This window comes from Enterobacter cloacae complex sp. HYC042_NIDB, from assembly GCF_056673315.1.
The window spans coordinates 3,170,624-3,197,187 of sequence record NZ_CP109650.1 but is presented as its reverse complement, the minus strand read 5'-3'; the positions used below and the strand labels follow the sequence as shown (position 1 = coordinate 3,197,187).

Below are 26,564 nucleotides of genomic sequence, written 5' to 3'. Positions count from 1 at the left end.
TCATGAAAGCAAGGTGATTTCTGAATAGAACCTGAGGAAGTAACAATGAAAACAGGAAAACCTGAACGTCCGTATTATCAACAAACCGTTGATGAAACCCTGTCGAATATCCACTCCACTCTGGAAGGACTTAGTGGCACTGAGGCATCAGCCCGACTTCAGCAGCATGGTGAGAATGCGTTACCGCAAAAAAAGGGCAAACCCGCCTGGCTGCGCTTCCTGGCGCATTTTAACGATGTACTGATTTACGTTCTGCTGGTGGCCGCGTTGCTTAAGCTCTTTATGGGCCACTGGGTAGACATGTTTGTGATCCTTGGGGTTGCCATCATTAACGCGCTGATCGGCCATATCCAGGAGAGCAATGCTGAAAAATCGTTGCAGAGTATTCGCAATATGCTCTCCAGCGAAGCCGTGGTGGTACGACAGGGGAATCATGAAACGATCCCCACTACGGCGCTGGTCCCGGGCGATATCGTGGTGATCCGCGCCGGGGATCGTATCCCTGCGGACCTGCGCGTGATTGAGGCGCATAACCTTCGCGTGGAGGAGGCCATCCTGACTGGCGAATCCACCGTTGTTGAGAAATACAGCGATGCGTTAAGCGGGGAACTGCCCTTAGGCGATCGCTATAATCTGCTCTACTCAGGCACCACCGTCAGCTCCGGCGGCGGTAAAGGCGTGGTGGTGGCAACCGGGGGCGAGACCGAGCTTGGCCACATCAATCAGATGATGTCCGACATTGAAAAGCACCGCACGCCGCTGATGGTGCAGATGGACAAGCTCGGTAAGACCATTTTCATCACTATCCTGGTGATGATGGTAGCGCTGTTCGTCTTTAGCCTCCTGTTCCGGGATATGCCGGTTTCTGAACTGGTGCTGTCGCTTATCAGCCTCGCCGTTGCCGCCGTGCCGGAAGGCCTGCCGGCCATCATTTCCATCATCCTTTCGCTTGGCGTACAGGCCATGGCGCGTCGCAAGGCCATTATTCGCAAGTTGCCCACGGTGGAAACCCTGGGCGCAATGACGGTCATCTGCTCGGATAAAACCGGCACCCTGACGATGAATGAAATGACGGTCAAAGCGGTGATTACCGCTGACACGACCTATCGCGTGGAGGGCGACAGCTACGAACCGGTGGGGAATATTCACCCCGTAGATGACCCGACGCCCGTCAGCGTGACGCAGGGTTCCCTGCTGGAACGCTACCTGCGCACCATTGACCTCTGTAACGACAGCCAGCTGATCAAAGACGAGCAGGGGCTGTGGAAAATCACCGGAGGACCAACCGAGGGTGCCCTGAAGGTGCTGGCGGCGAAAATCCCGCTCCCACCGCTTGATACGGAAATGCGCAGTAAAATCCCGTTTGATTCGCAGTATAAATACATGTCCACGCTCTACCGACTGGGTGAAGAAGAGGCGATTTTAATCACCGGCGCGCCGGACGTCCTGTTCCGCCTCTGCCAGTACCAGCAGACGAATGACGGACTGCAGCCGTTCGATCAACCTTACTGGGAAGGCAAGATTGAAGAGTATGCCCGGGAAGGGCTGCGCATGGTGGCGGCGGCCTGGAAACCTGCCCGCGAGGGACAGCGCGAGCTGGATCACCCGGACCTCCATGATGGCGTGATCCTGCTCGGTATTGCAGGAATGATGGATCCGCCGCGTCCGGAGGCCATTACCGCGATTGCCGACTGTCTGCAGGCCGGGATTCGCGTGAAAATGATCACCGGCGACCACCCGCAAACGGCCATGAGCATCGGGCAAATGCTGGGGATTGGTAACGCCGCAAGCGCGATCACCGGACGTGAGCTGGAGGCGATGGATGACCGTCAGCTGAGCGACGCCGCGCAGCAGTACGATATTTTCGCCCGAACCAGCCCGGAGGATAAATTCCGCCTCGTGCAGGCTCTGCAAAGTAAACAGGAAGTGGTGGGCATGACCGGGGATGGCGTAAACGATGCCCCGGCGCTCAAGCGGGCGGATGTGGGTATCGCCATGGGAATTAAGGGGACTGAGGTCACCAAGGAAGCCGCCGACATGGTGTTAACGGATGACAACTTTGCCACCATTGCCAGTGCGGTCCACGAGGGACGGCGGGTTTACGATAACCTGAAAAAAACGATTCTGTTCGTTATCCCGAGCAACATCGCGCAGGCCCTGCTGATCATCATAGCGCTGCTGGCGGGGAACCTGATTCCGCTGACGCCGGTCCTGATCCTGTGGATGAACATGGCGACATCAGCAACCCTGTCGTTTGGCCTGGCGTTTGAAGCGGGTGAGAAGGACATCATGAATCGGCCACCGCGCAAGGCGAATCTGCATGTGATGGACGGCTACGCTATCTGGCGCGTGGTGTTTGTCGGTCTGATGATTGCCATTAGCGCCTTCGTGCTGGAAGCCTGGCTACAGCCGCGCGGCTACTCGGCGGAATTCATTCGCACCGTGCTGCTGCAAACCCTGGTGACCGCGCAGTGGTTCTACATGCTCAACTGTCGCGTTAATGACGGCTTCTCGCTGAGCAAAGGTCTGCTGGCGAATAAAGGGATTTGGATCGTGAGCGGCGTACTGCTTGCGCTACAGCTTCTTATCATTTACGCCCCGTTCATGCAGATGCTGTTTGGCACCGAAGCGCTGCCGTTCCGCTACTGGGTCATTACCTTCCTGATTGGTTTTGTGATGTTCCTTATTGTCGAGGCGGAAAAAGTGCTGACGCGCAGATGGCGTAAAATCGAAGCGTAATAGCGTAAACTGAGAAAGCCTGCCTGAGTCCAGGCTTTCTCTTTTGTGAGCACAGGAAATTATGATGCGACTTACCTGGTTCGTCCTTACGCTGTGTGCCGCTGTTCCCAGTGCGTTTGCCGTAACCTATACCCTACCGCCGGAAGGCAGTCGGCTGGTGGGAACCCCGATTACCATCACCGTTCCCGAGCGCAATACGTTACCGCTTGAGGCCTTTGCTGCACAGCACGGGCTGGGGCTCAGCAATATGCTGGAAGCGAACCCGGGCGTGGATCCTTTTTTGCCCAAATCCGGCACCCGGCTGGTCATTCCTCAGCAGCTGATTTTACCCGACACCGTGCGCGAGGGGATTGTCGTTAACGTGGCGGAAATGCGTCTTTACTATTACCCGCCGGGCAGCAATACCGTCGAAGTACTGCCCATCGGCATCGGTCAGGCCGGTCGCGAAACCCCGCGTAACTGGGTCACGGCGGTTGAGCGCAAGCAGGAGGGCCCCACCTGGTCACCTACGCCGAACACGCGTCGTGCCTATGCGGCAGAGGGGAAAACGCTGCCCGCCTTCGTGCCCGCCGGGCCGGATAACCCGATGGGGCTGTATGCGATATATATCGGCAGGCTATATGCCATACACGGCACAAACTCCAATTTCGGCATTGGGCTGCGGGTGAGCCAGGGCTGTATTCGTCTGCGTAACAACGACATTAAATATCTTTTCGATAATGTCCCCGTGGGCACCCGCGTGCAGCTTATCGATCGGCCCGTTAAGGTGACCACGGAGCCGGACGGCAGCCGGTGGGTGGAGGTTCACGAACCGCTGTCACGTAACCGGGCGGAATTTGAATCGAGCCGGAAAGTGCCTCTGCCCATCTCCGCCGCACAGCAGACACAGTTGATAAACGAGGGGGCGGGCGCTGAACTGGAACGGCGGTCGGGGATGCCGGTTAAAATCGGCATGTGAGGGCATAGTGCGGGCTGGTGCCCTCACCCCAACCCTCTCCCACGGGAGAGGGGGAACACACTAAAAACGGCAACCCAGTTGCCGTTTTGCATTTACCTTACGCAGAAAAGCAAAAAGCCTGCTTTATAAGCAGGCTTTTCAAATTTGGCTCCTCTGACTGGACTCGAACCAGTGACATACGGATTAACAGTCCGCCGTTCTACCGACTGAACTACAGAGGAATCGTGTGAACGGGGCGCATATTATCGACCTGCGTTCGCCTTGTCAAAGGGTGGATCAACGCCTTTTGATCGTTTGCTGACAAAATCGGCAAAATGATGTTTTTGACAGCACAATGCACCGTAATGGTGCGGATATACCTCTAATGGGGCAGATCGTAAACTGCTGTTTCAGTAATAAATCCCCCCTCCATGATTAGGTTTCCTTATTTTCAGGCGGTTAGCGAACAATTCAGACCGCACGGTAAAAGTGGCATTCATATTGCAAAACCTGTTCAACAACGACAGCCGGTTCCGGCAATGCATTTCGAACAGGGGGCAAAATGAACTTAAGACGACTGAAATACTTCGTAAAAATCGTCGATATCGGCAGCCTGACTCAAGCGGCAGAAGTGCTGCACATCGCGCAGCCTGCGCTGAGCCAGCAGGTGGCTACTCTGGAAGGCGAGATGGATCAGCAGTTACTGATCCGCACCAAACGCGGCGTCACGCCAACGGAAGCAGGCAAGATCCTGTATACCCATGCCCGCACTATCCTGCGTCAGTGTGAACAGGCGCAGCTGGCGGTGAACAACGTGGGCCAGACCCTGAGCGGGCACGTTTCTATCGGGCTGGCGCCGGGAACGGCGGCGTCCTCTATCACTATGCCGCTTCTGCAGGCCGTGCGCGCTGAGCTTCCGGAAGTGCTGGTCTATCTGCATGAAAACAGTGGCTCTGTACTGAATGACAAGCTGCTCAACGGCCAGCTGGACATGGCGGTCCTTTACGATCGCTCCCCGGTTGCCGGGATCACCAGCCAGCCGCTGCTCAAGGAAGATCTCTACCTCGTGGGCACCCGCGACTGTCCGGGCCAGAGCGTCGATCTTACCGCCGTGGCAGAGATGAACCTCTATCTGCCGCGCGACTACAGCGCCGTGCGCGTGCGTGTGGACGAAGCGTTCTCCCTGCGCCGCCTGACGGCCAAAATCATCGGCGAAATCGACTCAATCTCCACGCTGACCGCAGCCATTGCCAGCGGAATGGGCGTCACCGTACTGCCGGAATCCGCCGCGCGCTCGCTGTGCGGTGCGGCAAACGGCTGGATGGCGCGGATCACCACGCCTTCGATGAGCCTGCCGCTGTCGCTGAACATGTCCGCTCGCGGCTCGCTGTCGCCTCAGGCGCAGGCGGTAAAAGAGATTTTAATGTCGCTGGTCAGCAAGCCGTCGCTTGAGAACCGTGAGCTCCAGCTCGTGAGCTGATATTCCAGAAAAGCATAAGATGCTGGTTTTTATTATTTGTTCTGCAGCTCGGCTGACTCTAACAATAGAGCTATGTCAGATGCGCCGGAGTGAATCGTGAATTTCCAGCAACTTAAAATTATCCGTGAGGCGGCCAGGCGGGACTACAACCTGACCGAGGTCGCCAATATGCTTTATACCTCTCAGTCCGGCGTCAGCCGCCATATCCGCGAGCTGGAAGAGGAGCTGGGCATAGAGATCTTTATCCGCCGCGGCAAGCGGCTGCTCGGCATGACGGAGCCGGGTAAAGCATTGCTCACCATCGCGGAGCGGATCCTCAACGAGGCCAGCAACGTGCGTCGCCTGGCGGATCTCTTCACAAACGATGCCTCCGGCGTGCTCACCATCGCCACCACCCACACCCAGGCGCGCTACAGCCTGCCGCCGGTGATCAAAGCCTTCCGCGAACTTTTCCCTGACGTCCGTCTGGAGCTTATCCAGGGCACGCCGCAGGAAATTGAAGGGCTGCTGCAAAACGGTGGGGCAGATATCGGCATTGCCAGCGAGCGATTGAGCAACGACCCGCTGCTGGTGGCCTTTCCCTGGTTCCGCTGGTACCACAGCTTATTGCTTCCGGTCGATCATCCGCTGAATCAGGTCTCTCCCCTGACGCTGGAAGACATTGCGAAATGGCCGCTGATTACCTACCGCCAGGGGATCACCGGACGCTCGCGCATTGATGAAGCCTTCAATCGTAAAGGGTTAACGCCGGACATCGTGCTGAGCGCGCAGGATTCTGACGTGATCAAAACCTACGTCGAGCTGGGGCTGGGCATTGGCCTGGTGGCGGAACAGTCCAGCGGCGAACGCGAAGACGGGAACCTGGTGCGTCTTGACACGCGGCATCTGTTTGACGCCAACACCGTCTGGCTGGGCCTGAAGCGCGGGCAACTGCAGCGCAACTATGTGTGGCGCTTTATCGAGCTGTGCAATGCCGGGCTGTCGGTGGATGAGATTAAACGGCAGGTGATGGAGCCGGAAGAAGTGGCGATTGATTATCAGATTTAATAATCCAACTTAGACAAGCAGTCTGTTATCGTTTATGCCCGGTGCGTTAGTATCGCGGCATAAATTTTATGAAGTATGCATGCAGGAATAAATACTGAATATATTGATAGCGAAAGCTTAGGCGTGTTAAAAATGGAGGCTACGTCGATGCCGGGAGGGCACAATGGCAAATGTTATTCATGATTTTATTTATGATATCTGTCACACAGGAAATCTTGAGGCAGCTGTTCAACAATATGCACTCTATTACCACTATCTTGACGATTATACCTTCATTTTTGCAGCGGAGAAAGGTGCGACTCCGGGCTTATCGGTTAACAGGAACTTCAGCAGTGGTTCTGCCGTGCGTAGCTTATTCAAAACGCCGCATGTGTTTATTCTTACACCAGACATATTCAGAGAAATGTTTATCTCTGGTAACCGCGTTACATTTCCCATCGACTATTCTATCTCGCTCGATACGCAGGTATTAAGTTATCTTAAGCCTTTCTTTGAAGGGCAAAGATCGCGACTTCCTGATGATTTTGAAGAAATTTTTGACTTCATCGCCAGAGAGGAAGTCAATGTTGATCCTTTGCTATATGAACTCGAAAATCTTTGTAATTTTAGCGATCTCAATAAACAGGAAAAAATCTTCGAACGCATTCGAGCTTATGAGATGTTACGCAACCTGGATGTTGCGGCTTGGCAGCAGCATAGGCAGTTAAAATTTAATGTGTCTGAACAGGAAATTATAGTTAAAACGCAGCAATATATGGCACGTAAAAATTATGAGTTTATAAATAAGTCGCTAATGGAAGAGCTGGCTCGTGACTATAATCGCTTATATGTATATGTGTTAAAAATGTGCGCGATTCACCTGCGGAACCCAAAAACAAGTGCTAAGCAGGTGCACGAAAAATTACTCGAGCTGCTAGAATTTACTCACAATGAAGCCCATTTCTTTGGCATTAGAGAGATTTTGCTCGCTAAGCGTTTTTTTGAAAATGGTTCTAAGGAAGCCTTTTTTCACAAAGTGAACCGTAATACGGCGGGATTTTGGGAGTACGTTAGAGGTATGGCCTGGGATCTTCGCCATCAGCGCTTTCTCGAATTTGTTATTACCTTAAATATTGATAAAAACGCGGCATTCTTTTTTCCCGCAATCTTAACCTGTGATAAAAAATTCATTGAAGTTCTGGATGCTCATAGCGTCAAAGTCATCGTTTTTAATAACAAAACTAAAGAAATTCTTCCATTTTATGATATTGATTTTATTGAAGAGATAGCGTCATGCGGTGAGCGAGTCAAAGAACGATTAACTTTGCTCTCTACCGAAGAATACCAGTTACAACGTCGCCAGTATCAGGAAGGGCCAGACTACCTTCAATCGTTGGTTAAAACACTCGAAGCCGAACTTGAGGGCATTTGCGGTATTGCCTGTGAAAAGAATCCGCTTGGTAACTATTAGTGAGTCACAGATGCAAAAAGCCGGCTTCAAAAGCAGGCTTTTCAAAAATGGCTTCTCTGATGGGTTCGACTTTGCCAGTAACAAACAAATAAATATTTCCCTTTCTGTCAAAACCGCCTGAATGACCACCAATCGGCGGTGATGAGCGAATAGATGTAGTCACTTAATGGTAGAAGTAGGGACATGCTGCTGCATCAACTCAACAATCCAGTCAATAAAAACGCGCAGTTTAGCGTTGACATGGCGGTTAGGCGGGAATGCCAGGTACAGGGGCATTGGAGCGATACGCCAGCGTTCAAATAGCGGAATCAAGGCACCGCGAGCCTGATGTGCTGCCGCCATATAGACCGGCAGCGCAATCACGCCCAATCCCGCTAGCCCAGCTTCGAGGTAAGCATTGCCATCATCCACAGCAAGCACATAGTTGCCCGTAATTTCAATACGTTCACTCTCACCGTGCAGCACCAGAGGATCAATCTTACCGGTGCGTGAGGACAAGAATCCCACGATGCGATGGTCCTTGTTTTCCAGCTCTCGCGGATGCGCGGGGGCGCCGAGGCGTTCCACATAACTCGGTGCAACGTAAACACCGATTTGCAAATCGCCAACATGGCGCGCGATCAGTGACTGGTCATTGATTTCGCCACCCCGCAGGACGCAATCCACGTTGTCGCCAATCAGATCCACCACCCGGTCACTTACGCCCATGTCAAACTGGATATCAGGGTAGCGTGCGTGAAAAGCCGGTAGCGCGGGCACCAGCACAAGGCGGGCGAGAGGAGTGGGCACATCCACCCTTAGGCGTCCCCTGGGCGTCATCGCCGCACTGGACAGGCTGTTTTCTGCATCTTCCATGTCCGCCAGCAGGCGGATAACGCGCTCGTAGTAGACCGCGCCATCGGGAGTGACGCCGAGCCTGCGGGTGGTGCGATGGAGCAGCTTGACGCGCAGGCGCGCTTCCAGCTGCTGAATAAGCTGCGTCACCGTGGTTTTGCTCATATGGAGCGTTTGGGCAGCCTTTGTGAAGCTGCCTGCCTCCACCACGCGAGCAAAGGCGCGCATCGCATCAAAACGATCCATCCCATGTCCTCTCTTTTCACCGATTGTTTGGATATTACAAACAATGATGGACAAAGTCGCCTGTTTATCCGCCCGATCTGGCGCCTGTAAAGTGTCTGTATGTTCAACGGGCAGAGTTCGCCCCATTACAAAGGTACAAATATGACAATACGCGAAGCCGTTTTTCCCTTCGGGCGCCAGGCGCTCTATGAGCGCAATCGCTATTCACCCGCCATCAAATCTAATGGCTTCTTGTTTGTTTCGGGGCAGGTGGGAAGCCGGGAAGATGGTTCGCCTGAAGAGGATATAAAAGCGCAGATCCGTCTGGCGTTTGATAACCTTAATGCTGTTCTCACGGCTGCGGGCTGCACGTTCGATGACGTGGTTGACGTTACCCTTTTTGTTGTCGATCCCGAGTCAAATCTCGACGCTATCTGGAGTGTCCTGCCGGAATACTGGGGGGAAGCACCTTATCCGACGCTGACCGGGATCGGCGTGACGTGGCTGTACGGATTCCAGTTTGAGATAAAGGTGATTGCCAGGCTACCCTGAGCGTTACGGATCTTTTCGACGGTCAAAAGGCAAGTCAGAGGAAAATTTATGAAGGCAGCGGTTTATGACGTGGAAGGCGCTCCCGGCGTCCTGCAATATGTCGATGTTCCGGATCCGGTCGCAGGGCCTGACGATGTCCTGATTTCTGTCGAGGCTATCTCAATTGAAGGGGGAGATCTGATCAACCGACGTTCAACTCCGCCGCCTTTTCCTTCATGGATTGTTGGCTACGCGGCTGCGGGGACGGTGGTTGCCGTCGGGTCGAAAGTCCGTAGCCGCAAGGTTGGAGACAGAGTGACTGCTTTTAGCATGCAGGGATCGCATGCGGAACGTTGGGCTGTGCCTGAGGAACGAACCTGGCTTATACCAGACGGAGTGGATGCAGCAGAAGCGGCGGTGGTACCGATCTCCTTTGGAACCGCATATCACTGCCTCTTCACACGAGGCATGCTCCGGCACGGAGAAACCGTTCTGATTCAGGCAGCAGCGGGTGGCGTGGGGCTCGCGGCCGTTCAGCTTGCCTCACAAGCTGGCGCGACGGTCATCGCCGTGGCAAGCGGAACGCAGCGAAAAAACCGGTTGCTGGAACTGGGGGCCGATCATGTTGTGGATCGTGTAGAGAATTACGTCGTGGAGAGTGTCCGACAGGTCACTCGTGGCTCCGGTGTTAACCTCGTCATCGATCCGGTAGGGACGACGTTGCCTGCGTCGCTTTCTGCACTCGCGCCGGAAGGGCGTCTTGTTTTCGTCGGTAATGCGGGCGGTGGCAGCCTGACAGCCGACTTATGGCTGGCAATGCAGTCTAACCAGACGCTCATGGGGGTATTCATGGGCCCCCTTTTTGAAAGTCCTGAGGTTCGGGCAAGCGTGGACGAGATGTTGCAGGCTGTAGCGGCAGGGCGCATCAGGGTTGTCATTGACCGCATCTTCCCCCTGGCTGACGCCGCCGCGGCCCATGAATACGCGGAGACAGCGAAACCGCTTGGCCGTATTGTTATGAAGCCATGATGGGGGTTGACCTTAGCCTGGCCCCCACAATGCTCCCGATGCGGAAGCCGCCTCGCATTTCGTTTATCCTATCCGCCATAATTCTTTTAACCGTAAAAACAGTTTTTTATTATCAGCCTTCTTAGTGACGCAATTCGTTCCCACCAGCGCTGCCCTTCGATGGATAACGGCTCTCTGCCCACTTAATTACGAAAAGGAAATCACCATGAATCTGATGAATAACTGCGCATCTCCTGGCATAAATGTTATATTAAAATATAATATTAGGAGGTGCGCTATGTATAAAACTCGCCTGAAAAAGGTCGGCGGATCCATCATGTTGGCGGTTCCTCCCGCCGTGCTGAAAACGCTGGAGCTGTCGACGGACAGCGAAGTCGGCATGACCATTAACAATGGCTGCCTGATCATTGAACCCCAAAAACGGCCTCATTATTCGCTTGAGGAGCTGCTGGCGCAGTGCGATCCGCACGCTGAAATGAGTGAAGAGGATCGGGAATGGATTGATGCGCCTGCGGTAGGAAAGGAGATCCTGTAAATGGACAGAGGGGAAATCTGGCTTGTTTCACTGGATCCGATTGCAGGCCACGAGCAAAGCGGAAAACGTCCGGTTCTCATCGTGTCGAAGGCATCGTTTAACAAGCTGACCCGGCTACCGGTAGTGGTTCCCGTCACCAGCGGCGGTAACTTTGCTCGCACGGCAGGTTTCACCGTATCACTGGAAGGGGCGGGGACAAAAACGATGGGCGTTATTCGCTGCGACCAGCCCAGAACTATTGATATGGCTGCCCGAAACGGCATGCGGCTGGAACGCATACCTGATGCTGTTATAAATGAAGTGCTTGCCAGGCTGGATGCAATTCTGAGTTAGCATCAGAGACGCAGAAAAGCAAAAAGCCTGCTTTAAAAGCAGGCTTTTCAAATTTGGCTCCTCTGACTGGACTCGAACCAGTGACATACGGATTAACAGTCCGCCGTTCTACCGACTGAACTACAGAGGAATCGTGTGAACGAGGCGCATATTATCGACCTCGGTACGCCTTGTCAAAGGGTGAAAACGCGCTTTTTGTTCGTTTGCCGACTATTTCAGCAAATCGCTGATTTTATAGCAAATTCGCGTTGAAATTACACAGCAAAATGCGCCGCCCGCAGGCGGCGCGAAGGATCAGAACAGTACGGAGTAGTTCAGACCAAACGTACGTCCGCGGCCTTTATAGGTGTACAGGCCCGGTGCGCCGTAGGTTGGGCTATACAGCCCCGGCGCGCGCTGGCCCCAGGCGGTGGTGTAGTCTTTGTCCAGCAGGTTTTCCACGCTGAAGCTGACTTTCCCCACCGGCAGGGCGTAGCTGCCCAGGAAATCGACCGTGTTATAGCCATCGATCTTCTTGCCGTCAGCGTCAGACACGTCAAAGGTCTGCGTGCTCTGCACGCGCAGGGTCCAGTCGCCCGGCGCCCAGTTGACCCATGCGCTGGCTTTCGACGGGCTGGCGCTGTCGACCGTCAGCTTCTCCCACTTCCCGTTTTCGCGGGTTTCAGACTTGATGGCGTTAAAGTTCGCGCCGGTGCTCCAGTCGCTGTCGGTGAAGAAATAGTCCACCTGGCCTTCAATCCCGTAGATACGACGCTTGTCGTCTTCCAGGTTGATGGTCATATCCGTCTTGTTGATGGTGATGGTTTTATCCGAGAGCGAGTAATACGCCGCGACTTGCGTGCGCAGGTTGTCACCGGTGTAGCGCCAGCCCAGCTCGTAGGCGTTGACCTTGATGCCGTCCAGCGTTGAGTCGTTGACGTTCACGCTGTTCAGCAGGCGATAGTGGCCGTTGCTGAGTTGGTAGGTGCCGGAGCCGTAGTACTTCGCCAGGTCAGGAATTTCGAAGCCCTGGGAGAAGTTAAACCACAGCTGCTGCTGTTCGGTCAGACGACCTAGGATCCCGGCGTTAAACAGGAAGTTGTTGTAATCGGTTTTCCCGCCCGGCACCGCGTCGGCGGAGGTGGCTTTCCCGGTGGCGATGGCTTGCTGCTGGGTGTAGCCAACAAAATCATCCACCTTGTTTTCGGTGTACTGGTAGCGCACGCCGCCGCTCAGGGTGATGGCGTCAATGTCATAGCTCGCCTGCAGGAACGGAGCGAGATTGGTGATGCTGTAGCCAGGATAACGGCCCACGTTGTAGGCGTTGTCCAGCTCCATGCCGCCGCTCGCCGCCGCTTTGCTCAGGTCAAAGAACTGCTGGTTGGCATCGAACGTTTCGTGGTCGGCATCGACACCCCAGGTCAGCGTTAAATCGTCCACCGGCTTGCTGTTCAGCGTCAGCTTGCCGCCGTAAAAATCGGTTTTCTGCTGCGACGCGCCGATGCTGCTCACCACGCCTTTGGTCAGGGTCGGGAACGGGTAGTAGGTCAGGCTCTCGTCACGGTAGTAAATCTGCGCGACCAGATCCTGGCCCCAGAAATCAGTATTGGAGTACTGCAGGTTAATCAGATGGCGCTCGGTGCCCGGCACGCGGTCAGAGTCGAGATTATCCTTGTTGTACGCGGTGGCATCGCCCGTTACCGCCGAGAAGTTCTTCCCGAGATACAGCCCATGCTTGCCGTCGGATTCGCTCTTGTAGTACTGGGTAGTGAGCTGCAGCTGCTGGTGATCGTCGATGTTGAGGGTGCCTGTTCCCATCACATCAATACGGTCGGAATACTGGAGGCCGGTCTGGGTGTTGTCGATGATCACCTCGTCGCCGTTGCCGTCATACCAGCCGCCGTAGCGCTGATACGACACCGACAGACGACCGGAGGCGTTGTCATTGCCGCCGCTGACCGCAGCCGACACGTTCTCATCGTGGTCATTGTGGCTGTTAAACCCGCTTTTTGCTCCGGTCTGGAACTCAACTTCGGTCTCCGGCTGGCCCTTTTTGGTGACGATGTTCACCAGGCCGCCGGTGCTGCCGCCGCCGTACAGTGACGTGGCGCCGGAGATGACTTCGATGCGGTCAATGTTGAACGGGTCGATGGAGTCGAGCTGGCGGCTGTCGCTGCGGGACGAGTTCAGGCGCACGCCGTCCACCATCACCATCATGGAGCGGCCGCGCAGGTTCATGCCGTAGTTGGTACGCCCTTGGCTGCTGACATCCATACCCGGGATCAGCTGCGCCAGCACTTCTTTAATCTCTTTCCCGCCCTGAACCTGCTGCTCGATCTCAGAGCGTTCAATGACCCAGGTGGTCTGCGCCATCTCGGCCACGCTGCGGTGCGCGCGGCTGGCAGAGACCACGATATTTTCTTCCTTTTGTTCTTCCGCCCACGCAGAGGTAGAAAGCATTGCAAGCAAGCAAGGATTTAAAACCCAAAGATGAGAACGTTTCATTGTTATGTTGATCCTGATTGTGTGTGTCAGTACTCAGTGGTTTTTGCTAACGATTTAAAAACCTGGCTGCTCTCCGGGCTGGTGGTGCTCCGCCAGTGGATAACGCCAGGGGTGGTGGCCAGTTCAAACGGCTCGTCGGCATGTGCGCGATTCAGAATTCGCGCCGCGCGCCAGGCCATCAGGCTGAGCTGGGGTTCGGCAATGCCGAGACGGTGCATCCCGGCGTTCACGGCGAACAGGCGGTTGCTCTGCGGACCGTCCCATTCGAGGGTGAAATCGTTGTTAATGCAGAACGCTTCGTCCGCATCCAGATGCAGGCGGTGAGACAGCGGCGCGAGGAACGCGGGCTGCACGGCGCGGTAGCCGGTGGCGAAAATCACCACGTCGCTCTCCAGCTGCTCGTGGCCGCCGTCGAGGTGATGCTGAATGCTCAGGCGATGTCCGGTTTCCTGACGCGTCAGGGCCGTCACCGAGCGGGACGGCATCAGGTGCGCCCAGGGTTTTTCACGCAGCACTTCGAAGCGGTGATACATGGCGCGGTAAATCGCCAGCAGGGACTCGGTGGTGATGCCGTCGGAGGTCATCTTCTGCTCGTGCAGCATCTGACGACGCGACTCTTCACCGAGCGTGGAGAAGCTGTCCACATACTCCGGCGTGAAATACTCGTTAGCAAAGGCGGCTTCATCCAGCGCGTTGTAGTTGTTGCGGCGCGAGACCCAGTTCAGGCTCAGCGGCTGGCCCCATTCGCCGCGGAAAATATTCAGGAACAGGTCGGCGCCGCTCTGGCCGCCGCCGACGACGGTAACGCGTTTGCCCGTAAGGTCCGGCGTGCGCAGCATCATCTCGCTGGCGTGGAAGCAGGTATCGTCCTGCGCAGTGACGCAGTCAGGCAGGTTGATCTGTTTGCCAATCCCCACACAGACGTGGCGCGCCAGGAAGCGGTCGCGCTGGGTCACCACCTCAAACAGGCCGTTTTTCTCATCAAAGCTCACCTGCTGCACCTGCTGGCTGAAGGCGAGGTTGGTGAGGTTGTCCGCCGCCCAGCACAGGTAGTCCGCAAACTCTTCGCGGGAAACCGTGCGCTGCTCGGTGGTCAGGAAGCGGTAGAACTTTTTGCGCTGCACCAGGTAGTTCAGAAAGCTGTGGCGGTTGGTCGGCTCCACGGCGCTGACCAGATCCTTCAGGAAGCTGGTCTGCATGTGGCAGTCAGGCACCATCATGCCCGGGTGCCATGAGAAGTGCGGTTTACGCTCAAGGAACAGCGAGCTAAAGCCGTCGAGACTTTCTGCGAGGGCGGCGACGCTGAGGTTAAACGGGCCAATACCAATGCCGATGAAATCATAGGTTTTCATTGCGCGGACTCCCGGGAGGCCAGAAAAAGAGGGTTATCAAGATCGGTAACGTAGTTCGGCAGCATGCGGCTGCCGCCGTCGTGTTCGGAGAAGGTCAGTTTGACCGGGTTGAGGATCACGCGAATAATCTGCGGCTTAAACAGATCGAATTTCGCAAAGCGCTCCGCAAGCTCCGGGTGCTCGGCCATATAGCGGTGCAGCACCCCGGCGAGGATCTGATAGAAGCGTTTTTCGCTGACGCCGCTTTGCAGCGTGAGGCGTGAAATAAAGCGCAGCACCGTCACAAAGTTGCCGGTTTGCAGGTCGTGGATGATGTAATCCGCGCTCAGGCGCGCCGTCACCGCTTTTACCTGCTCCGGCAGGCTCTGCGCCTGTGGGAAATCCTCGTCCACCAGGCGCATATCGCCCTGGAAATCCTTCAGCAGGATCCGCTGCGGGACGTAGTCCTTCATCACCAGCGTCACGTTCTGGCCGTGGGCAATCAGCGCCACGCCGTAGCGGCAGAGCAGGTGGTAGAACGGGATCACCGTTGCCTCGAACAGCTTTTCCAGCCACGCGTCGGCGGTTAACCCCGAGCGCGTGATCCACGCGTCGATCAGCGGACGCCCGGCGTTGTCGGTTTCCATTAGCGCCGCCATCAGCACCGCCTGCTCGCCGTCCTGCAGATAGCAGGATGGGTTCTCGCGCCAGATCACGCCCAGCATCTCCTGATAGCGGTAGGGCGCTTTCGGCAGCGCCGCGTAGCCCGGATGCGACAGATACCCGGCGGCGGGTTCGCCCAGCACCTGCGCGCCGGAGCGGATCAGCGTGGCGTCAGCGGCGAACTGCTGCTGCAGCCAGCGCGAGGCCAGAGGACCGGCGGCAATGTACTTGCCCGGAATGCCGCGATAGCAGGAGGTGTTGTAGATGGTCAGCGGCAGCTTGATGTCATACGGCGCGCGACGGCTGGCGTTGGTGAGTGTGCGCAGGGACTGCTGGGCCAGATACTCATCGCCAAACTCGCCCAGCTCAACCATTTCACCGCGCGCCAGCTGCGCAAGGAAATGAATGGCAATTTTTTGCTGCCACTGCCACGGGTGCAGCGGCACGGGCAGCCAGCCGTCGTCGAGACCCAGCGCCTGCCAGCGAGCGTCAAACCGGGCGCGCTCGGCATCGTCCATGGTGCTGGCCAGCAGAGCGTGAATGTCGCAATCGGCGTCGCTGCTCCAGACCAGATGTTCACGCTGGACGGCGACCCAGTGCAGGCGGAAGCGCCCGCGGTATTCCGGCGCGTACTGGCGCAGCGCGTCCAGACCCCAGCCGCGGCGGCCTTTGTTGAAAATAAACTTCGGGTGGCCGCTCATCAGACACTGTAATTCGTCCGGGTCGAGGTGGATCAGCGCGTCCGCGTCCAGCGCTTCACGCCCCTGCAGCAGCTGCATGTCGCCGCGCAGCGTGGCGTAGAGATCTTCCATGTGCTCCGCCGTTTGCGCGTCGCTCATCTCCAGCACCGTCGCCAGCTGCAGCAGCGCGCTTTCCGCTTCCACGGCGGCGCCGCTGGCGGTGGTCAGGCTGTCCGGGTCGATATGCAGCCAGCCCCAGATCCCGCGCGCGGCGCGAAATTGCCAGCACTCGGTGCCCATAGCGATGCGCCAGCCGTCCGGCGAAACCGGCTCTGCGCGCAGGGTGCGTTCGTATTCCAGCTCCGCGAGGATCTTCGCCACCATCTCGCGGTTCACTTTCTGCCAGAGCGCGTTCACAGGCCCACCTCGCTGAAGAAGCGGTGACGCTGGCTCATGATGAGGCGCGAGCGCTTGTGCGGGAAGTCGAACTCTTTCACCGTGTCGAAACCGGCGGAGGCCAGATGGCGGAACAGGCGCTGGTTGTCGAAGCGAGGCTCGGCCACGATGCGCGCGGTGCGCGGTTCATCGAGATACAGATAGTGGCTCAGGCCGCGCAGCCAGGTGCGGATATACTGCGCGCCGCGCCAGTTTTCTTCGCCCACCAGCATGTGCAGCCCGCGGTCAAACGGCTGCCAACGGTAGTGGCGGCCAATGCGGTCTTCTGCCGCCCAGTAGAGTTCAAAATAGCCAAACGGCTGGTCGTCGAAGCAGCCGATAACCGGGTAGCAGTAGGTCGAGTCAAGCTGGCGGCGCAGGTAGTTTTCCTGCTCGGCCTGCGGGCCCGCCATCTCCCAGAAGGCGTTCACGCGCGGGTTATTCATCCATTGAGTGAAACGCTCGCCGTCCAGCGCTACGTCCGCCACGCGGAAGCTCAAAGTGCGCTTGATTTGCGGATCGTAACGGCGATACACCTCGCCCTGCGGGCGACGAGGACGCAGCGGGAAGTAAAGCTGGCGGCTCTCATCAAACTGCATCCCACCGCTTGCCTGCGGACGTTCGCCTTGCAGCCACAGCGGCAGCTGCCAGAAGGTTGCACGCGCCAGATAATCCCCGTGGGCCTGGCTAAACAGCGCCTGCGCCTGGGGTTCATCCTGCCAGTCCGCCCACGGCAGGGTAATGCCGGTCAGGGCGGGCGCGGCAACAAACAGCTGATCGAGGGCTTCCACCAGCCAGCCGGCCGGGATCCCGGTCAGACGCTCCAGCACCGCGCTGCCGTCAAGACCCAGCGTCAGCGGCAGATTTTGTTCCGTTGCGGTGCAGCGAAAGCCGTAGCCGGAATGGACGATATTCGCGATGGCCATCACGCCTTCTCCTTGTAAAACGGGTTGCTAAAGTCGAAATAGATCACCGCCGGATCGACGATGGTGTTCTCATTGCGATCGTGCAGGTAGCAGAAGAAGTTGCCTTTGCAGTTCCAGGTCGGGCTGTCGAGCACGTAGTCGAGGCAGCGGGTCTGCTTCGCCGTCGTGCGCAGCCCGGCCAGCGCGTCACGCACGCGGGACATCAGGTGCTCTTCGCTGTCGAAACCGGCGGCGGCGAGAGCGGCGGTGACCGCAAGGGTGGAGTTCAGCAGCAGGTAATAAGGGAAGTAGCGCAGCAGCTGGCTTTCACCGAAGCGGTTTTCCACGTCGGTTTCGCCCGCCTCTTTCAGCCACGCGTCGGCCCCTTCGGTCCAGGCGCTGCCCTGGCAGTCGCGGTAGATCAGCCCGACGGGGAAATCCTGCTGCATCTCAACGAGGATATTTTGCTGGTGCGCCAGCAGCACCAGACCGTAGTCCGCCTCGGCGCTGAACAGCGGAAGCAACACGCGGTCGCAGTAGGCGTCCAGCCAGCAGCGGGCGGCCTGGGCGAGCGGTAAATCCAGACGCTGGCTAAGACGGCGTACCGCTGCGGCCAGCAGGCTGTCACCGCCGTCAGGCGCGGCCTGGGTCAGGCTGACCAGCACGTTGGTCTGGGTGTCTGGCGTATCGAACAGCAGGTTAACGCGCAGGGCCATCAGGCTCTCTTCCTGAACGACGCCGTTTTCATCACGCAGTCCCGCCCAGCCGTCTTCCTGCATCACGCGCATGGTCGGGTAGCGGGCCTGTAAATCTTGCCAGCGTTCTGTTTTCGCCAGCCGCGCCAGGCGCATACCGCGCTTAACCTCTTTGACCGACAGCGTGCGCACGGAGTTGGTCAGGCGCACGCTGAGGGAGAATTTAATCATGTCGCTGTTGGTTTCGCTGTACAACGAGCGTGAGGAGCTGGTGGGCAGCCACTGTGCGCCCGCTTCACCCAGATCCTGTAATGAACCGTTTGCCGCCAGACGCTGACACCAGTCCTGCTCCAGCAGATAGTCGGCCTGCCACGGATGCATCGGCAGCAGCCAGCGGGTGTCGGTGAAGTGGCCGAGCAGATCGGGCGCGCTCTGGGCGGCGAAGCGCAGCAGACGCTCGCGCAGGGAGACGTTAAGGCTGTCGCCGGCAACGAGCGTGCTCTCAACGGCAAACCAGCGCAGCGGGAAGCGGGAGCCGAAATCCGGCAGATACCGGCGCGCCTCGGTTTCGTTGAACGGCTCGTGGGATTTTGGCGCAGGGTGAAACGCGTGGCCCACCAGCAGCGCCTGTTCCGCTTCGGCAAACGTCAGCGGCTTGTCGCGCAGCGTTGCCCAGCCGTGACGCAAATCAATCGCCTGCCAGGTATGGATATGGCTTTCCAGCGCGCGCTGTTTAAAACGCGTCAGCGTATCGGCATCCAGTGAGCCTTTTACTGAGGGTTTTTCAAGAATTAAATCAATCAGTTGAGTGAAAGTGACGGCGTCACCACTGTCGCTATCGCTCTGAATAAGCGTTGCCGGGAAACGGTACTGATGGTGCTGGGTGGGGGAGAAATAGCGTACCGGAACCCGAAGGGCCTGGGAGGAAGAGAGTGGAATATGAATGTGCGCTAACTCATCCGCTGCGGCTGCAGGGAGATAGCGCCAGTCCTTCGTTTCGCGTAACAGGGCGTTTAAAAAACACTGGGCTGCAACGTCTGTACCGGCAGAGCGGGGCAGAGCACGCATAGATGTACCTCATTCCATGACTGATAATAATTCTCGTTATGATATTCATTCTGTTTACAGTGGCAACTATTTTTGCAATATTTGTTTTCATTAACTTCATAATTTCCACACATTTATTGGCACTATGTTCACATTTTCATGCGCGCTGATTCTGAAACGTTGACCGAAAATATCACCTCCAAAGCCAACTGGCCCCTGGCGCTCTGCGCGGGCCTGCTGGGCATCGGGCAAAACGGGTTGCTGGTCATGCTTCCGCAGCTGGTGACCCTGACCGGACTTTCACTCTCGGTCTGGGCCGGGCTGCTGATGTTCGGCTCCATGCTTTTTTTACCCGCGTCCCCCTGGTGGGGACGCCAGAGCGAGCGCCGCGGCTGTAAGGTCGTTATGGTGGCCTCCCTCAGCGGCTATCTCGCCAGCTTTGGCGTCATGGCGCTGGTGGTCTGGGCGATGGCGGCAGGGAGGCTGGAAAGCACCTGGGGGCTGGCGGGGCTGATCCTCTCGCGTCTGCTGTATGGCCTGACGGTGTCGGGCATGGTGCCTGCCGCGCAGACGTGGGCCATTCAGCGTGCGGGCCTGGATAAACGCATGGCGGCGCTGGCAACCATCAGTTCCGGCCTCAGCTGCGGCCGCCTGCTGGGGCCTCCGCTGGCGGCGCTGATGCTCAGCGTTAACCCGGTCGCGCCGCTCTGGCTGATGGCGATCGCGCCGTTAATCGCTCTGCTGCTGGTGCTGCGCGAAGTGGCGGATCCGCCGCTGCCGCCGGTGGCACACCAGGCGACCCGTCTGCAGATGACCATGCTGCCGTTCCTGCTGCTGGCGATGCTGCTGGCGGCGCTGGTGAGCCTGATGCAGCTCGGCCTGTCACCGCACCTCAGCCCCTTGCTGGACGGCAACGCCCGGGATATCAGCCATCATGTTGCGCTCCTGCTGAGCCTGGCCGCACTGGCTACGCTCGCGGCGCAGTTCCTGGTGGTTCGTCCGCAGCATTTCAGCCCGCTGACCCTGCTTTGCATGGCGGCGGTGCTGATGGTGGCTGGGCTGGCGCTAATGTGTATCGCCGAACTGGCGCTGTTCTATGTGGGGATTGCTATCACTTCGCTCGGCGCGGCAATGGCAACGCCGGGCTATCAGCTGCTGCTGAACGATCGCCTGACCACGGGGAAGGGAGCGGGCGCTATTGCGACCAGCCACACGCTGGGTTATGGCGTCAGCGCGCTGCTGGTGCCCGTTGTGACGCGCTTTTTCGGCGAACAGTATTTAACGACGGCGGCCTTTGGCGTGGCGGCGCTGTTTTTAGCGCTGAGCATCGGGGTACGGTTAAACGAGCGTACCCCTGTCGAAAAAAATTAATGGACGTGGTGGGATGAAGGGCCGCCAGAGCCCTCATTTTGCCGCAGGCGCTGGAGCGGATCCTGCTGATAAAACTGGCTGAAACGCTGCCACAGCGCCGGGAAACGGGGCGCGAAGAGTTCGGGGGCGCTGAAGAAGTACTCCGAGAGCACCGCAAAGCACTCGGCGGGGTCAGTTGCCGCATAGGCATCAATGCTGGCCGCGCTTTCGCCCACCAGATCGATCTCATCCTGGATGTTATCCATTGCCGCATGCAGGTCGTGCTCCCATCCTGCGACTTCACGTAGCGGAATAAAAGGCACGCCGCTGGCGCGATCGCCGTTGCGGGTATCAAGCTTATGCGCCACCTCGTGAATAATCAGATTAAAGCCCGAGGCGTCGAACGAGTCCTGAATGTCGAGCCAGTTGAGGATAATTGGCCCCTGCTGCCAGCTTTGTCCGGACTGCACCACCCGCTGGTTGTGTACCAGCCCGATATCATCCTCCCACTCGTCATCGACGACGAACGGTGCAGGATAAATCAGCACTTCATGAAAACCATCCAGCCACTCAATGCCGAGCTCCAGCACCGGCAGGCAGAAAAGCAGGGCGATGCGGGCGTTTTTCAGCGGATCAAGCTCGAACCCCTGCAGCGGCACCAGACGTTTTTGCTGCAAAAAACGATCCGCCATCTGAACCAGTTTCGATTGTTCATCCGGCTTAAGATTCGCCAGAACAGGGATCGCCAGCGCGTCATCCCACGGCAGCGCCATATCCCGGCCAGCCTCATTCGTTTTCCAGGGCCACTTAATCATCACTTTGCTCGCAAACTCGTCACTTGAACACAAAGGGGAACGTTATCATTGCAACACTTACAGCCCGAATAAACTATCATTTCGTACGTAGCGGTGGGTAGCGCTTTGCAGGCATCACCTTCATTTTGTGACGTCTGTCGTAGCCTTTATCCGCAGGTGGGGTGAATAAATCAGTACGGTATTGAAAAGATGAGCGATTTCAAAGGCAACAAGCAGGACCTCCCCAGTCGGCTGTGTGTGCACTGCCAGCGGCCCATGACGTGGCGCAAAAAATGGGCGAAATGCTGGGATGAGGTTAAATACTGTTCCGAGCGTTGTCGCAGGAGCCATCGTTGACCGAGCTGCGTCTGATCCTGGGCGATCAGCTTAATCCGCATCACAGCTGGTTTGATACCTGCAGTCCGAACGTCATTTACGTGATGCTGGAGCTGCGGGCGGAAACCGCATACGTGCTGCATCATGCCCAGAAAGTTATCGCTATCTTCGCCGCCATGCGCGCGTTTGCCTCAGCGTTGAAAGAGAAGGGGCATCGGGTGAGGTATGTCCGACTCTCTGACGGTTCAAACCGCGGCGCGCTGGAAGAGAATCTCAACGCGCTTGTTACGCATTACAGCGCCGGCAGGGTGTTGTGGCAGGAGCCCGACGAATGGCGTCTTGATGCGCAGCTGCAGGCGTGGGCGAAAACAGCGTCCTTCGAAACAGCCTGCGTCAGCAGCGAGCATTTTTTCACCCCCCGGGACGCGGTAAGCGCGTTTTTTGCGTCGCGTAAAAGCTGGCGAATGGAATACTTTTATCGGGAAATGCGCCGTCGGCACGGGATTCTCTTGACCTCTGAAGGCGAGCCGGAAGGGGGGAAGTGGAATTATGATGCTGAAAACCGCAGGCGCTGGTCCGGCGAGCCGCCCGTGCCGGGTGACTCGCGCCCCCGCCACGATCGTTCAGCCTTGTGGGCAGAGATCCAACGCTGCGGCGTAAAAACCTTCGGCGAACCGCAGGCCGACAATTTTCGCTGGCCGCTCAACCGTTCGGAAGCCAAAGCCAGTCTGGATGCGTTTATTTCTCACGTGCTCCCGCAGTTTGGAAACTGGCAGGATGCGATGCACGCGGAGGAACCTTTTCTTTTTCATTCGTTAATTTCTTTTGCGCTGAATACCAAAATGCTTAATCCCCGGGAAGTTGTGGCCGCCGCCCAGCAGGCATGGCGTTCTGGCCACGCGCCGCTGCCTGCCGTTGAAGGGTTTATCCGACAAATCCTCGGCTGGCGGGAGTACGTGCGCGGGATCTACTGGTCGCAAATGCCGGGCTATCGCGAGCTGAATGCCCTGGAGCAGCACGCCCCGCTGCCGGACTGGTTCTGGACGGGCAAAACGCAGATGCGCTGCCTGGCGCATGCCGTTGGGCAATCGCTCACCGAGGCTTACGCCCACCATATCCAGCGCCTGATGGTGATCGGGAACTTTAGTCTGCTCAGCGGCCTGTCGCCGCAGGCGGTTCATGAGTGGTATCTGGGGGTCTATATTGATGCGTTTGAATGGGTGGAGCTGCCCAATACTCTCGGCATGAGCCAGTTTGGCGATGGCGGGTTACTGGCCAGTAAGCCCTATGTCTCAAGCGCATCCTACATTCATAAGATGAGTAATTACTGTCAGGGATGTCGGTACCAGCACAACCAGCGCACCGGAGAGCTGGCGTGCCCGTTCAATGCCCTCTACTGGGATTTCTTTGCGCGCAACCGGGCGCGCCTCGGTAACAATCCCCGCCTGGGCATTGTCTATAAACAGCTTGCGGATATGAAGGAAGAGGAACGGCAGGCGATTGCTGACCAGGCCGGGCGCATTCGCCTCAATCTCAACAACCTCTGACCTATTTCAACACCGCGCCGGTTACGGAAGGTCAATAAGACGCTATTATTTTTGACTTTGTTGCTTTCCCTGACAGGACATCCAGACGCTATGCCCGTGAACTTCGACCTTAACGATCTCTATGCCTTCAGGGCGTTAGTGGAATACGGTAACTTCCGTGTCGCCGCTGAATCAATCTGCATATCCCAGTCGGCGCTGAGCCGCAGGATCGAAAAGCTGGAAGCCGCGCTGGGAACCAGGCTGTTTGACCGAACCACCCGCCGCGTCGCCCTGACGTTATACGGGCAAAACTTTGCTGAACGCTCAGCACAGCTGCTCGACAACGTAGAATCAATGCTGGCGGATGTCGATAAGGCCAGTGAAGAGCGGACGGGGCTGATTACGGTCGCCGCGGTACCTTCCGCCGCCTGTTACTTTATGCCTGATGTGATCCGTCGCTTTCAGTCCCGCTTTCCGCGCGTTCGCATTAAGCTCATCGACAGCAGCGCGGGGAATGTGATTGACGCCGTGGCCCGAAGCCAGGCGGATTTTGGCATCTGCTTTGCGGGAAACTTGCCGTCTGAAATTGAATTTTTCCCGCTGGTGGAGGATGTCTACGTTGTGGCGTGCAGAAAGGACCACCCGCTGGCGCAGAAGAGCCACCTGACCTGGCAGGCGTTTTACCAGCAGGACTATATCTCCCTTGATAAAACGTCGGGGAACCGCAACCTGCTGGATCGGATGCTGGGGGATATCATTCCCGAGCGCCCCAGCGTCTGCGAAACGCGCCACGTCACCACGATGCTCGGTATGGTAGAGGCGGGGATCGGCATTGCCGCCGTTCCCGCCATGTCGATGCCGACGTCAGAGTACACGCCGCTGACGCATCTGCCGCTGGTGGCGCCGGAAGTTAAACGTACCGTGGGGCTTATCCGGCGCCGGGGGCGCATCCAGTCTTATATCGCGGCTGAACTGGAAAAAGAGATCACCGAGCGGTATCGCCGGACGTAACGGGGATCATCCCCGTCTTCTCGATGACGGCGCGTGAGGGCGGTGAGGCGAGATAGGTCAGCAGCGCTTTCCCCTCGTCAGGATGTTCAGCGTGACGGGTGACCGCACCCGCGAAGCGCGTGATGTACTGCAGATTATCCGGGATTTTACCGATAAAAGTGACGCCCTGAACCGGCAGCAGCTCGCTCACCTGCTGGAAGCCCACGGCGTATTTCCCTTTTGCCACTTCCGAAGCAACCGGAATGCGTTCGACCATCGTTGCTTTAGCCGCCGCCTCCTTTTCAATCCCCAGCTTTTTAAACAACGTCTGGCTGACATACCTGCCGCTGGCGCTGTCTGAGTAGGCGATGGAGCTGGCCTGAAGCAGCGCGTTACGTAGCGTCGCCTCGCTGCTGATATCAGGGACATCCGCCCCTTTTTTCACCACCATTCCGACGGGGGAGTCCGCAAGTTCAGTTCGCGAACCCGGCTGGGTCTGGCTGGTTTTTTCGAGCTTCACCAGCGCATCGCCCACCATAATCACCACGTCGGCTTTCTCGCCGCGCGCGAGCCGGTTTGGGATCGCCTGCGGCGTAGCGCCCATTGACGGACCGGGAATAATCACGATGGTATCGCCGGTCTGGCGTTCATATTCCGGTGCCAGCTTTTCAAGGGCGGCTTTGAAACCGCCTGAAATCATCACTTTCACCTCCTGAGCGCAGGCATTGGCGCTCAGGAACGTCAGCATCAGCGCGGTGGCGGCATAACGAGAAGTGCGAGTCATGCGGCCCCCTGCGACTTAACGGTGTTTTGCACCGATACCGCGCGACGACGGTAGAGGTAGAGGGTTGCCAGCAGGGCACACACCGCGGCGAAGCTCATCCAGTAGCCCGGCGAGGCTTTGTCACCAGTGTATTCAATCAGCGCGGTGGACATCACCGGGGTAAAGCCGCCGAAGATCGCCGTTGCGAGGCTGTAAGCCAGAGAGAACCCTGCCACGCGGACTTCAGCGGGCATAATTTCCGTCAGCGCCGGGATCATCGCCCCGTTATACAGCCCATACAGGAAGGAGAGCCACAGCAGGACGCTCAGCATCATGGAGAAGCTTGGCGCATCAGCCAGCAGCGTCAGGGCCGGGTAGCTGGTGGCCAGCGCCAGCAGGGTCATGGCAATCAGCACCGGTTTACGCCCAAAGCGGTCCGACAGCGCGCCGCCCACCGGCAGCCAGATGAAGTTAGAGATCGCTACCAGCAGCGTGACCAGCAGGCTGTCCGAGGCGCTCAGCATCAGCACTTTTTTGCCGAAGGTTGGCGCGTAGACGGTGATCAGGTAGAACGCGGTGGTGGTCATCGCCACCATCAGCATGCCCGCGACCACCACCTGCCAGTTGCCAAGCAGCGTTTTAAAGACCTGACGCATCTCCAGATGATGGCGGCGTGCGCTGAACTCTTCCGTCTCCTCCAGCTTGCGGCGCAGGAAAAAGATAAACGGCACGATTAAACAGCCGAACAGGAACGGTATGCGCCAGCCCCATTCACGAATGGCGCTCTCTTCCATCAGCGCGTTCAGGGCAAAGCCCATCGCCGCGGCGACCATAATGGCAACCTGCTGGCTGCCGGACTGCCAGCTGGTATAGAACCCTTTGCGGCCCGGCGTGGCGATTTCAGCGAGATAGACCGAGACGCCTCCAAGCTCCGCGCCGGCGGAAAAGCCCTGCAGCAGACGGCCCGTCAGTACCAGCAACGGTGCCCAAAGCCCGATGCTTTGATAGGACGGGATCAGCACGATCAGGAAGGTGCCTGCCGCCATGATGGAAAGCGTCACGATCAGCCCTTTGCGGCGACCCACCTTGTCAATATAAGCCCCCAGCACAATGGCCCCGACTGGACGCATCAAGAAGCCCGCGCCGAAGACGGCAAAGGTCATCATCAGCGACGCAAATTCACTGCTCGCCGGGAAGAACGTGTGGGCGATGTAGGTGGCGTAGAAGCCGAAAAGAAAGAAATCGAATTGTTCAAGAAAGTTGCCGGACGTCACGCGAAGTATCGCGCCCGCCTTAGAGCGTACGGTTGCAGGTGAGGTTGAGGAAAACATGGTTATCTCCAGTTTATTGTTGACGTTTTACGCGTCTGTTTCTGAAAACTGGATCAGTGAGGGAAAATTAATAAGCGCAAATTACACATAAGCT

Annotated in this window: 23 protein-coding genes, 2 tRNA genes and 1 pseudogene; 14 read left to right on the top strand and 12 right to left on the bottom strand. The window is 57.4% G+C overall.

Annotated elements, in window-relative coordinates; translation table 11 throughout:
- The first annotated feature begins 45 nt into the window (after nucleotides 1–45).
- Both OKF39_RS15385 and ldtA read left to right on the top strand, forming a co-directional pair.
- Entirely contained in the window at nucleotides 46–2,739 is a 2,694-nt protein-coding gene (locus OKF39_RS15385) for a cation-transporting P-type ATPase (protein ID WP_479983114.1), read from the top strand.
- 61 nt (nucleotides 2,740–2,800) lie between these two features.
- Nucleotides 2,801–3,697, top strand: coding sequence for a L,D-transpeptidase (ldtA, locus tag OKF39_RS15380; protein ID WP_045260382.1), 897 nt, complete (start codon nucleotides 2,801–2,803; stop codon nucleotides 3,695–3,697).
- Nucleotides 3,698–3,842: 145 nt separating this feature from the next.
- Here the strand turns inward: ldtA and OKF39_RS15375 are convergent.
- Nucleotides 3,843–3,918, bottom strand: a tRNA-Asn gene (locus tag OKF39_RS15375).
- 320 nt (nucleotides 3,919–4,238) lie between these two features.
- On the opposite strand from OKF39_RS15375, the gene nac reads away from it, so the two are divergent.
- The 3 genes from nac (at nucleotide 4,239) to OKF39_RS15360 (ending at nucleotide 7,653) form a co-directional block, all read left to right on the top strand.
- Nucleotides 4,239–5,156, top strand: a complete 918-nt coding sequence (nac, locus tag OKF39_RS15370) for a nitrogen assimilation transcriptional regulator NAC (protein WP_028013742.1) — start codon at nucleotides 4,239–4,241, stop codon at nucleotides 5,154–5,156.
- A 96-nt stretch (nucleotides 5,157–5,252) separates the two neighbouring features.
- Complete coding sequence (gene cbl, locus OKF39_RS15365) at nucleotides 5,253–6,203, top strand: HTH-type transcriptional regulator Cbl (protein ID WP_041909200.1); 951 nt, start codon at nucleotides 5,253–5,255, stop codon at nucleotides 6,201–6,203.
- Between the two features lie 163 nt (nucleotides 6,204–6,366).
- A complete protein-coding gene (locus OKF39_RS15360) occupies nucleotides 6,367–7,653 on the top strand; it encodes a hypothetical protein (RefSeq protein WP_479983113.1) in 1,287 nt (428 codons plus the stop codon).
- A 4-nt stretch (nucleotides 7,654–7,657) separates the two neighbouring features.
- Here OKF39_RS15360 and OKF39_RS15355 read toward each other — a convergent pair whose 3' ends face one another.
- Together OKF39_RS15355 and OKF39_RS15350 are read right to left on the bottom strand one after the other, a co-directional pair.
- A complete protein-coding gene (locus OKF39_RS15355) occupies nucleotides 7,658–7,816 on the bottom strand; it encodes a hypothetical protein (protein WP_479983112.1) in 159 nt (52 codons plus the stop codon).
- Nucleotides 7,813–8,733: a LysR family transcriptional regulator gene (locus tag OKF39_RS15350; RefSeq protein WP_479983111.1), complete on the bottom strand. Its 921-nt coding sequence runs from the start codon at nucleotides 8,731–8,733 to the stop codon at nucleotides 7,813–7,815. Before OKF39_RS15350 ends, OKF39_RS15355 begins: the two co-directional genes overlap by 4 nt.
- Before the next feature lie 141 nt (nucleotides 8,734–8,874).
- Here OKF39_RS15350 and OKF39_RS15345 point away from each other — a divergent pair, with 141 nt between their 5' ends.
- The 5 genes and pseudogenes from OKF39_RS15345 (at nucleotide 8,875) to OKF39_RS15325 (ending at nucleotide 11,140) form a co-directional block, all read left to right on the top strand.
- A complete protein-coding gene (locus OKF39_RS15345) occupies nucleotides 8,875–9,264 on the top strand; it encodes a RidA family protein (RefSeq protein ID WP_193031640.1) in 390 nt (129 codons plus the stop codon).
- Nucleotides 9,265–9,312: 48 nt separating this feature from the next.
- Nucleotides 9,313–9,621 (top strand): annotated as a pseudogene (locus OKF39_RS15340) (alcohol dehydrogenase catalytic domain-containing protein); the annotation flags it as partial.
- A 90-nt stretch (nucleotides 9,622–9,711) separates the two neighbouring features.
- The gene (locus OKF39_RS15335) at nucleotides 9,712–10,272 is read left to right on the top strand and encodes a quinone oxidoreductase family protein (RefSeq protein ID WP_326433317.1); all 561 of its coding nucleotides are present in this window, start codon (nucleotides 9,712–9,714) and stop codon (nucleotides 10,270–10,272) included.
- A 277-nt stretch (nucleotides 10,273–10,549) separates the two neighbouring features.
- Complete coding sequence (locus tag OKF39_RS15330) at nucleotides 10,550–10,807, top strand: AbrB/MazE/SpoVT family DNA-binding domain-containing protein (RefSeq protein ID WP_041909206.1); 258 nt, start codon at nucleotides 10,550–10,552, stop codon at nucleotides 10,805–10,807.
- Nucleotides 10,808–11,140, top strand: coding sequence for a type II toxin-antitoxin system PemK/MazF family toxin (locus OKF39_RS15325; protein ID WP_049138518.1), 333 nt, complete (start codon nucleotides 10,808–10,810; stop codon nucleotides 11,138–11,140).
- A gap of 54 nt (nucleotides 11,141–11,194) precedes the next feature.
- Here OKF39_RS15325 and OKF39_RS15320 read toward each other — a convergent pair.
- The 6 genes from OKF39_RS15320 to OKF39_RS15295 all read right to left on the bottom strand — a co-directional run bounded on the left by OKF39_RS15320 (nucleotide 11,195) and on the right by OKF39_RS15295 (nucleotide 19,401).
- Nucleotides 11,195–11,270 (bottom strand) — tRNA-Asn (locus OKF39_RS15320).
- Between the two features lie 164 nt (nucleotides 11,271–11,434).
- A complete protein-coding gene (locus OKF39_RS15315) occupies nucleotides 11,435–13,624 on the bottom strand; it encodes a TonB-dependent siderophore receptor (protein WP_061097727.1) in 2,190 nt (729 codons plus the stop codon).
- 26 nt (nucleotides 13,625–13,650) lie between these two features.
- Nucleotides 13,651–14,976: a lysine N(6)-hydroxylase/L-ornithine N(5)-oxygenase family protein gene (locus tag OKF39_RS15310; protein WP_479983110.1), complete on the bottom strand. Its 1,326-nt coding sequence runs from the start codon at nucleotides 14,974–14,976 to the stop codon at nucleotides 13,651–13,653.
- Nucleotides 14,973–16,715: an aerobactin synthase IucC gene (iucC, locus tag OKF39_RS15305; protein WP_479983109.1), complete on the bottom strand. Its 1,743-nt coding sequence runs from the start codon at nucleotides 16,713–16,715 to the stop codon at nucleotides 14,973–14,975. The genes OKF39_RS15310 and iucC overlap by 4 nt, the downstream gene beginning before the upstream one ends.
- On the bottom strand, nucleotides 16,712–17,659 hold the full coding sequence (locus OKF39_RS15300; protein WP_479983108.1) for a GNAT family N-acetyltransferase: 948 nt from the start codon (nucleotides 17,657–17,659) through the stop codon (nucleotides 16,712–16,714). The genes iucC and OKF39_RS15300 overlap by 4 nt, the downstream gene beginning before the upstream one ends.
- On the bottom strand, nucleotides 17,659–19,401 hold the full coding sequence (locus tag OKF39_RS15295) for an IucA/IucC family protein (RefSeq protein WP_479983107.1): 1,743 nt from the start codon (nucleotides 19,399–19,401) through the stop codon (nucleotides 17,659–17,661). The genes OKF39_RS15300 and OKF39_RS15295 overlap by 1 nt, the downstream gene beginning before the upstream one ends.
- 138 nt (nucleotides 19,402–19,539) lie before the next feature.
- Between OKF39_RS15295 and OKF39_RS15290 the strand changes: the two genes are divergently transcribed.
- The gene (locus OKF39_RS15290; protein ID WP_479983106.1) at nucleotides 19,540–20,751 is read left to right on the top strand and encodes an MFS transporter; all 1,212 of its coding nucleotides are present in this window, start codon (nucleotides 19,540–19,542) and stop codon (nucleotides 20,749–20,751) included.
- On the opposite strand, the gene mtfA is transcribed toward OKF39_RS15290, so the two are convergent.
- Nucleotides 20,748–21,545 carry a DgsA anti-repressor MtfA gene (mtfA, locus tag OKF39_RS15285; RefSeq protein WP_479983105.1) on the bottom strand — a complete coding sequence of 266 codons (798 nt, stop codon included), beginning with the start codon at nucleotides 21,543–21,545 and terminating at the stop codon, nucleotides 20,748–20,750. The genes OKF39_RS15290 and mtfA overlap by 4 nt on opposite strands.
- Nucleotides 21,546–21,734: 189 nt before the next feature.
- Here mtfA and OKF39_RS15280 point away from each other — a divergent pair, with 189 nt between their 5' ends.
- The 3 genes from OKF39_RS15280 (at nucleotide 21,735) to psrA (ending at nucleotide 24,397) form a co-directional block, all read left to right on the top strand.
- The gene (locus OKF39_RS15280) at nucleotides 21,735–21,881 is read left to right on the top strand and encodes a DUF2256 domain-containing protein (RefSeq protein WP_072001212.1); all 147 of its coding nucleotides are present in this window, start codon (nucleotides 21,735–21,737) and stop codon (nucleotides 21,879–21,881) included.
- Nucleotides 21,878–23,407, top strand: a complete 1,530-nt coding sequence (locus OKF39_RS15275; protein WP_479983104.1) for a cryptochrome/photolyase family protein — start codon at nucleotides 21,878–21,880, stop codon at nucleotides 23,405–23,407. The genes OKF39_RS15280 and OKF39_RS15275 overlap by 4 nt, the downstream gene beginning before the upstream one ends.
- Before the next feature lie 90 nt (nucleotides 23,408–23,497).
- Nucleotides 23,498–24,397 (top strand): L-proline-binding transcription factor PsrA, encoded by a 900-nt coding sequence (gene psrA, locus OKF39_RS15270; protein WP_028013727.1) that lies wholly within the window; start codon nucleotides 23,498–23,500, stop codon nucleotides 24,395–24,397.
- On the opposite strand, the gene OKF39_RS15265 is transcribed toward psrA, so the two are convergent.
- Nucleotides 24,372–25,160, bottom strand: coding sequence for a substrate-binding domain-containing protein (locus tag OKF39_RS15265; protein WP_479983103.1), 789 nt, complete (start codon nucleotides 25,158–25,160; stop codon nucleotides 24,372–24,374). The genes psrA and OKF39_RS15265 overlap by 26 nt on opposite strands.
- The gene (gene tcuC / locus OKF39_RS15260; RefSeq protein ID WP_047367859.1) at nucleotides 25,157–26,470 is read right to left on the bottom strand and encodes an MFS transporter; all 1,314 of its coding nucleotides are present in this window, start codon (nucleotides 26,468–26,470) and stop codon (nucleotides 25,157–25,159) included. The genes OKF39_RS15265 and tcuC overlap by 4 nt, the downstream gene beginning before the upstream one ends.
- Between the last annotated feature and the right edge of the window lie 94 nt (nucleotides 26,471–26,564).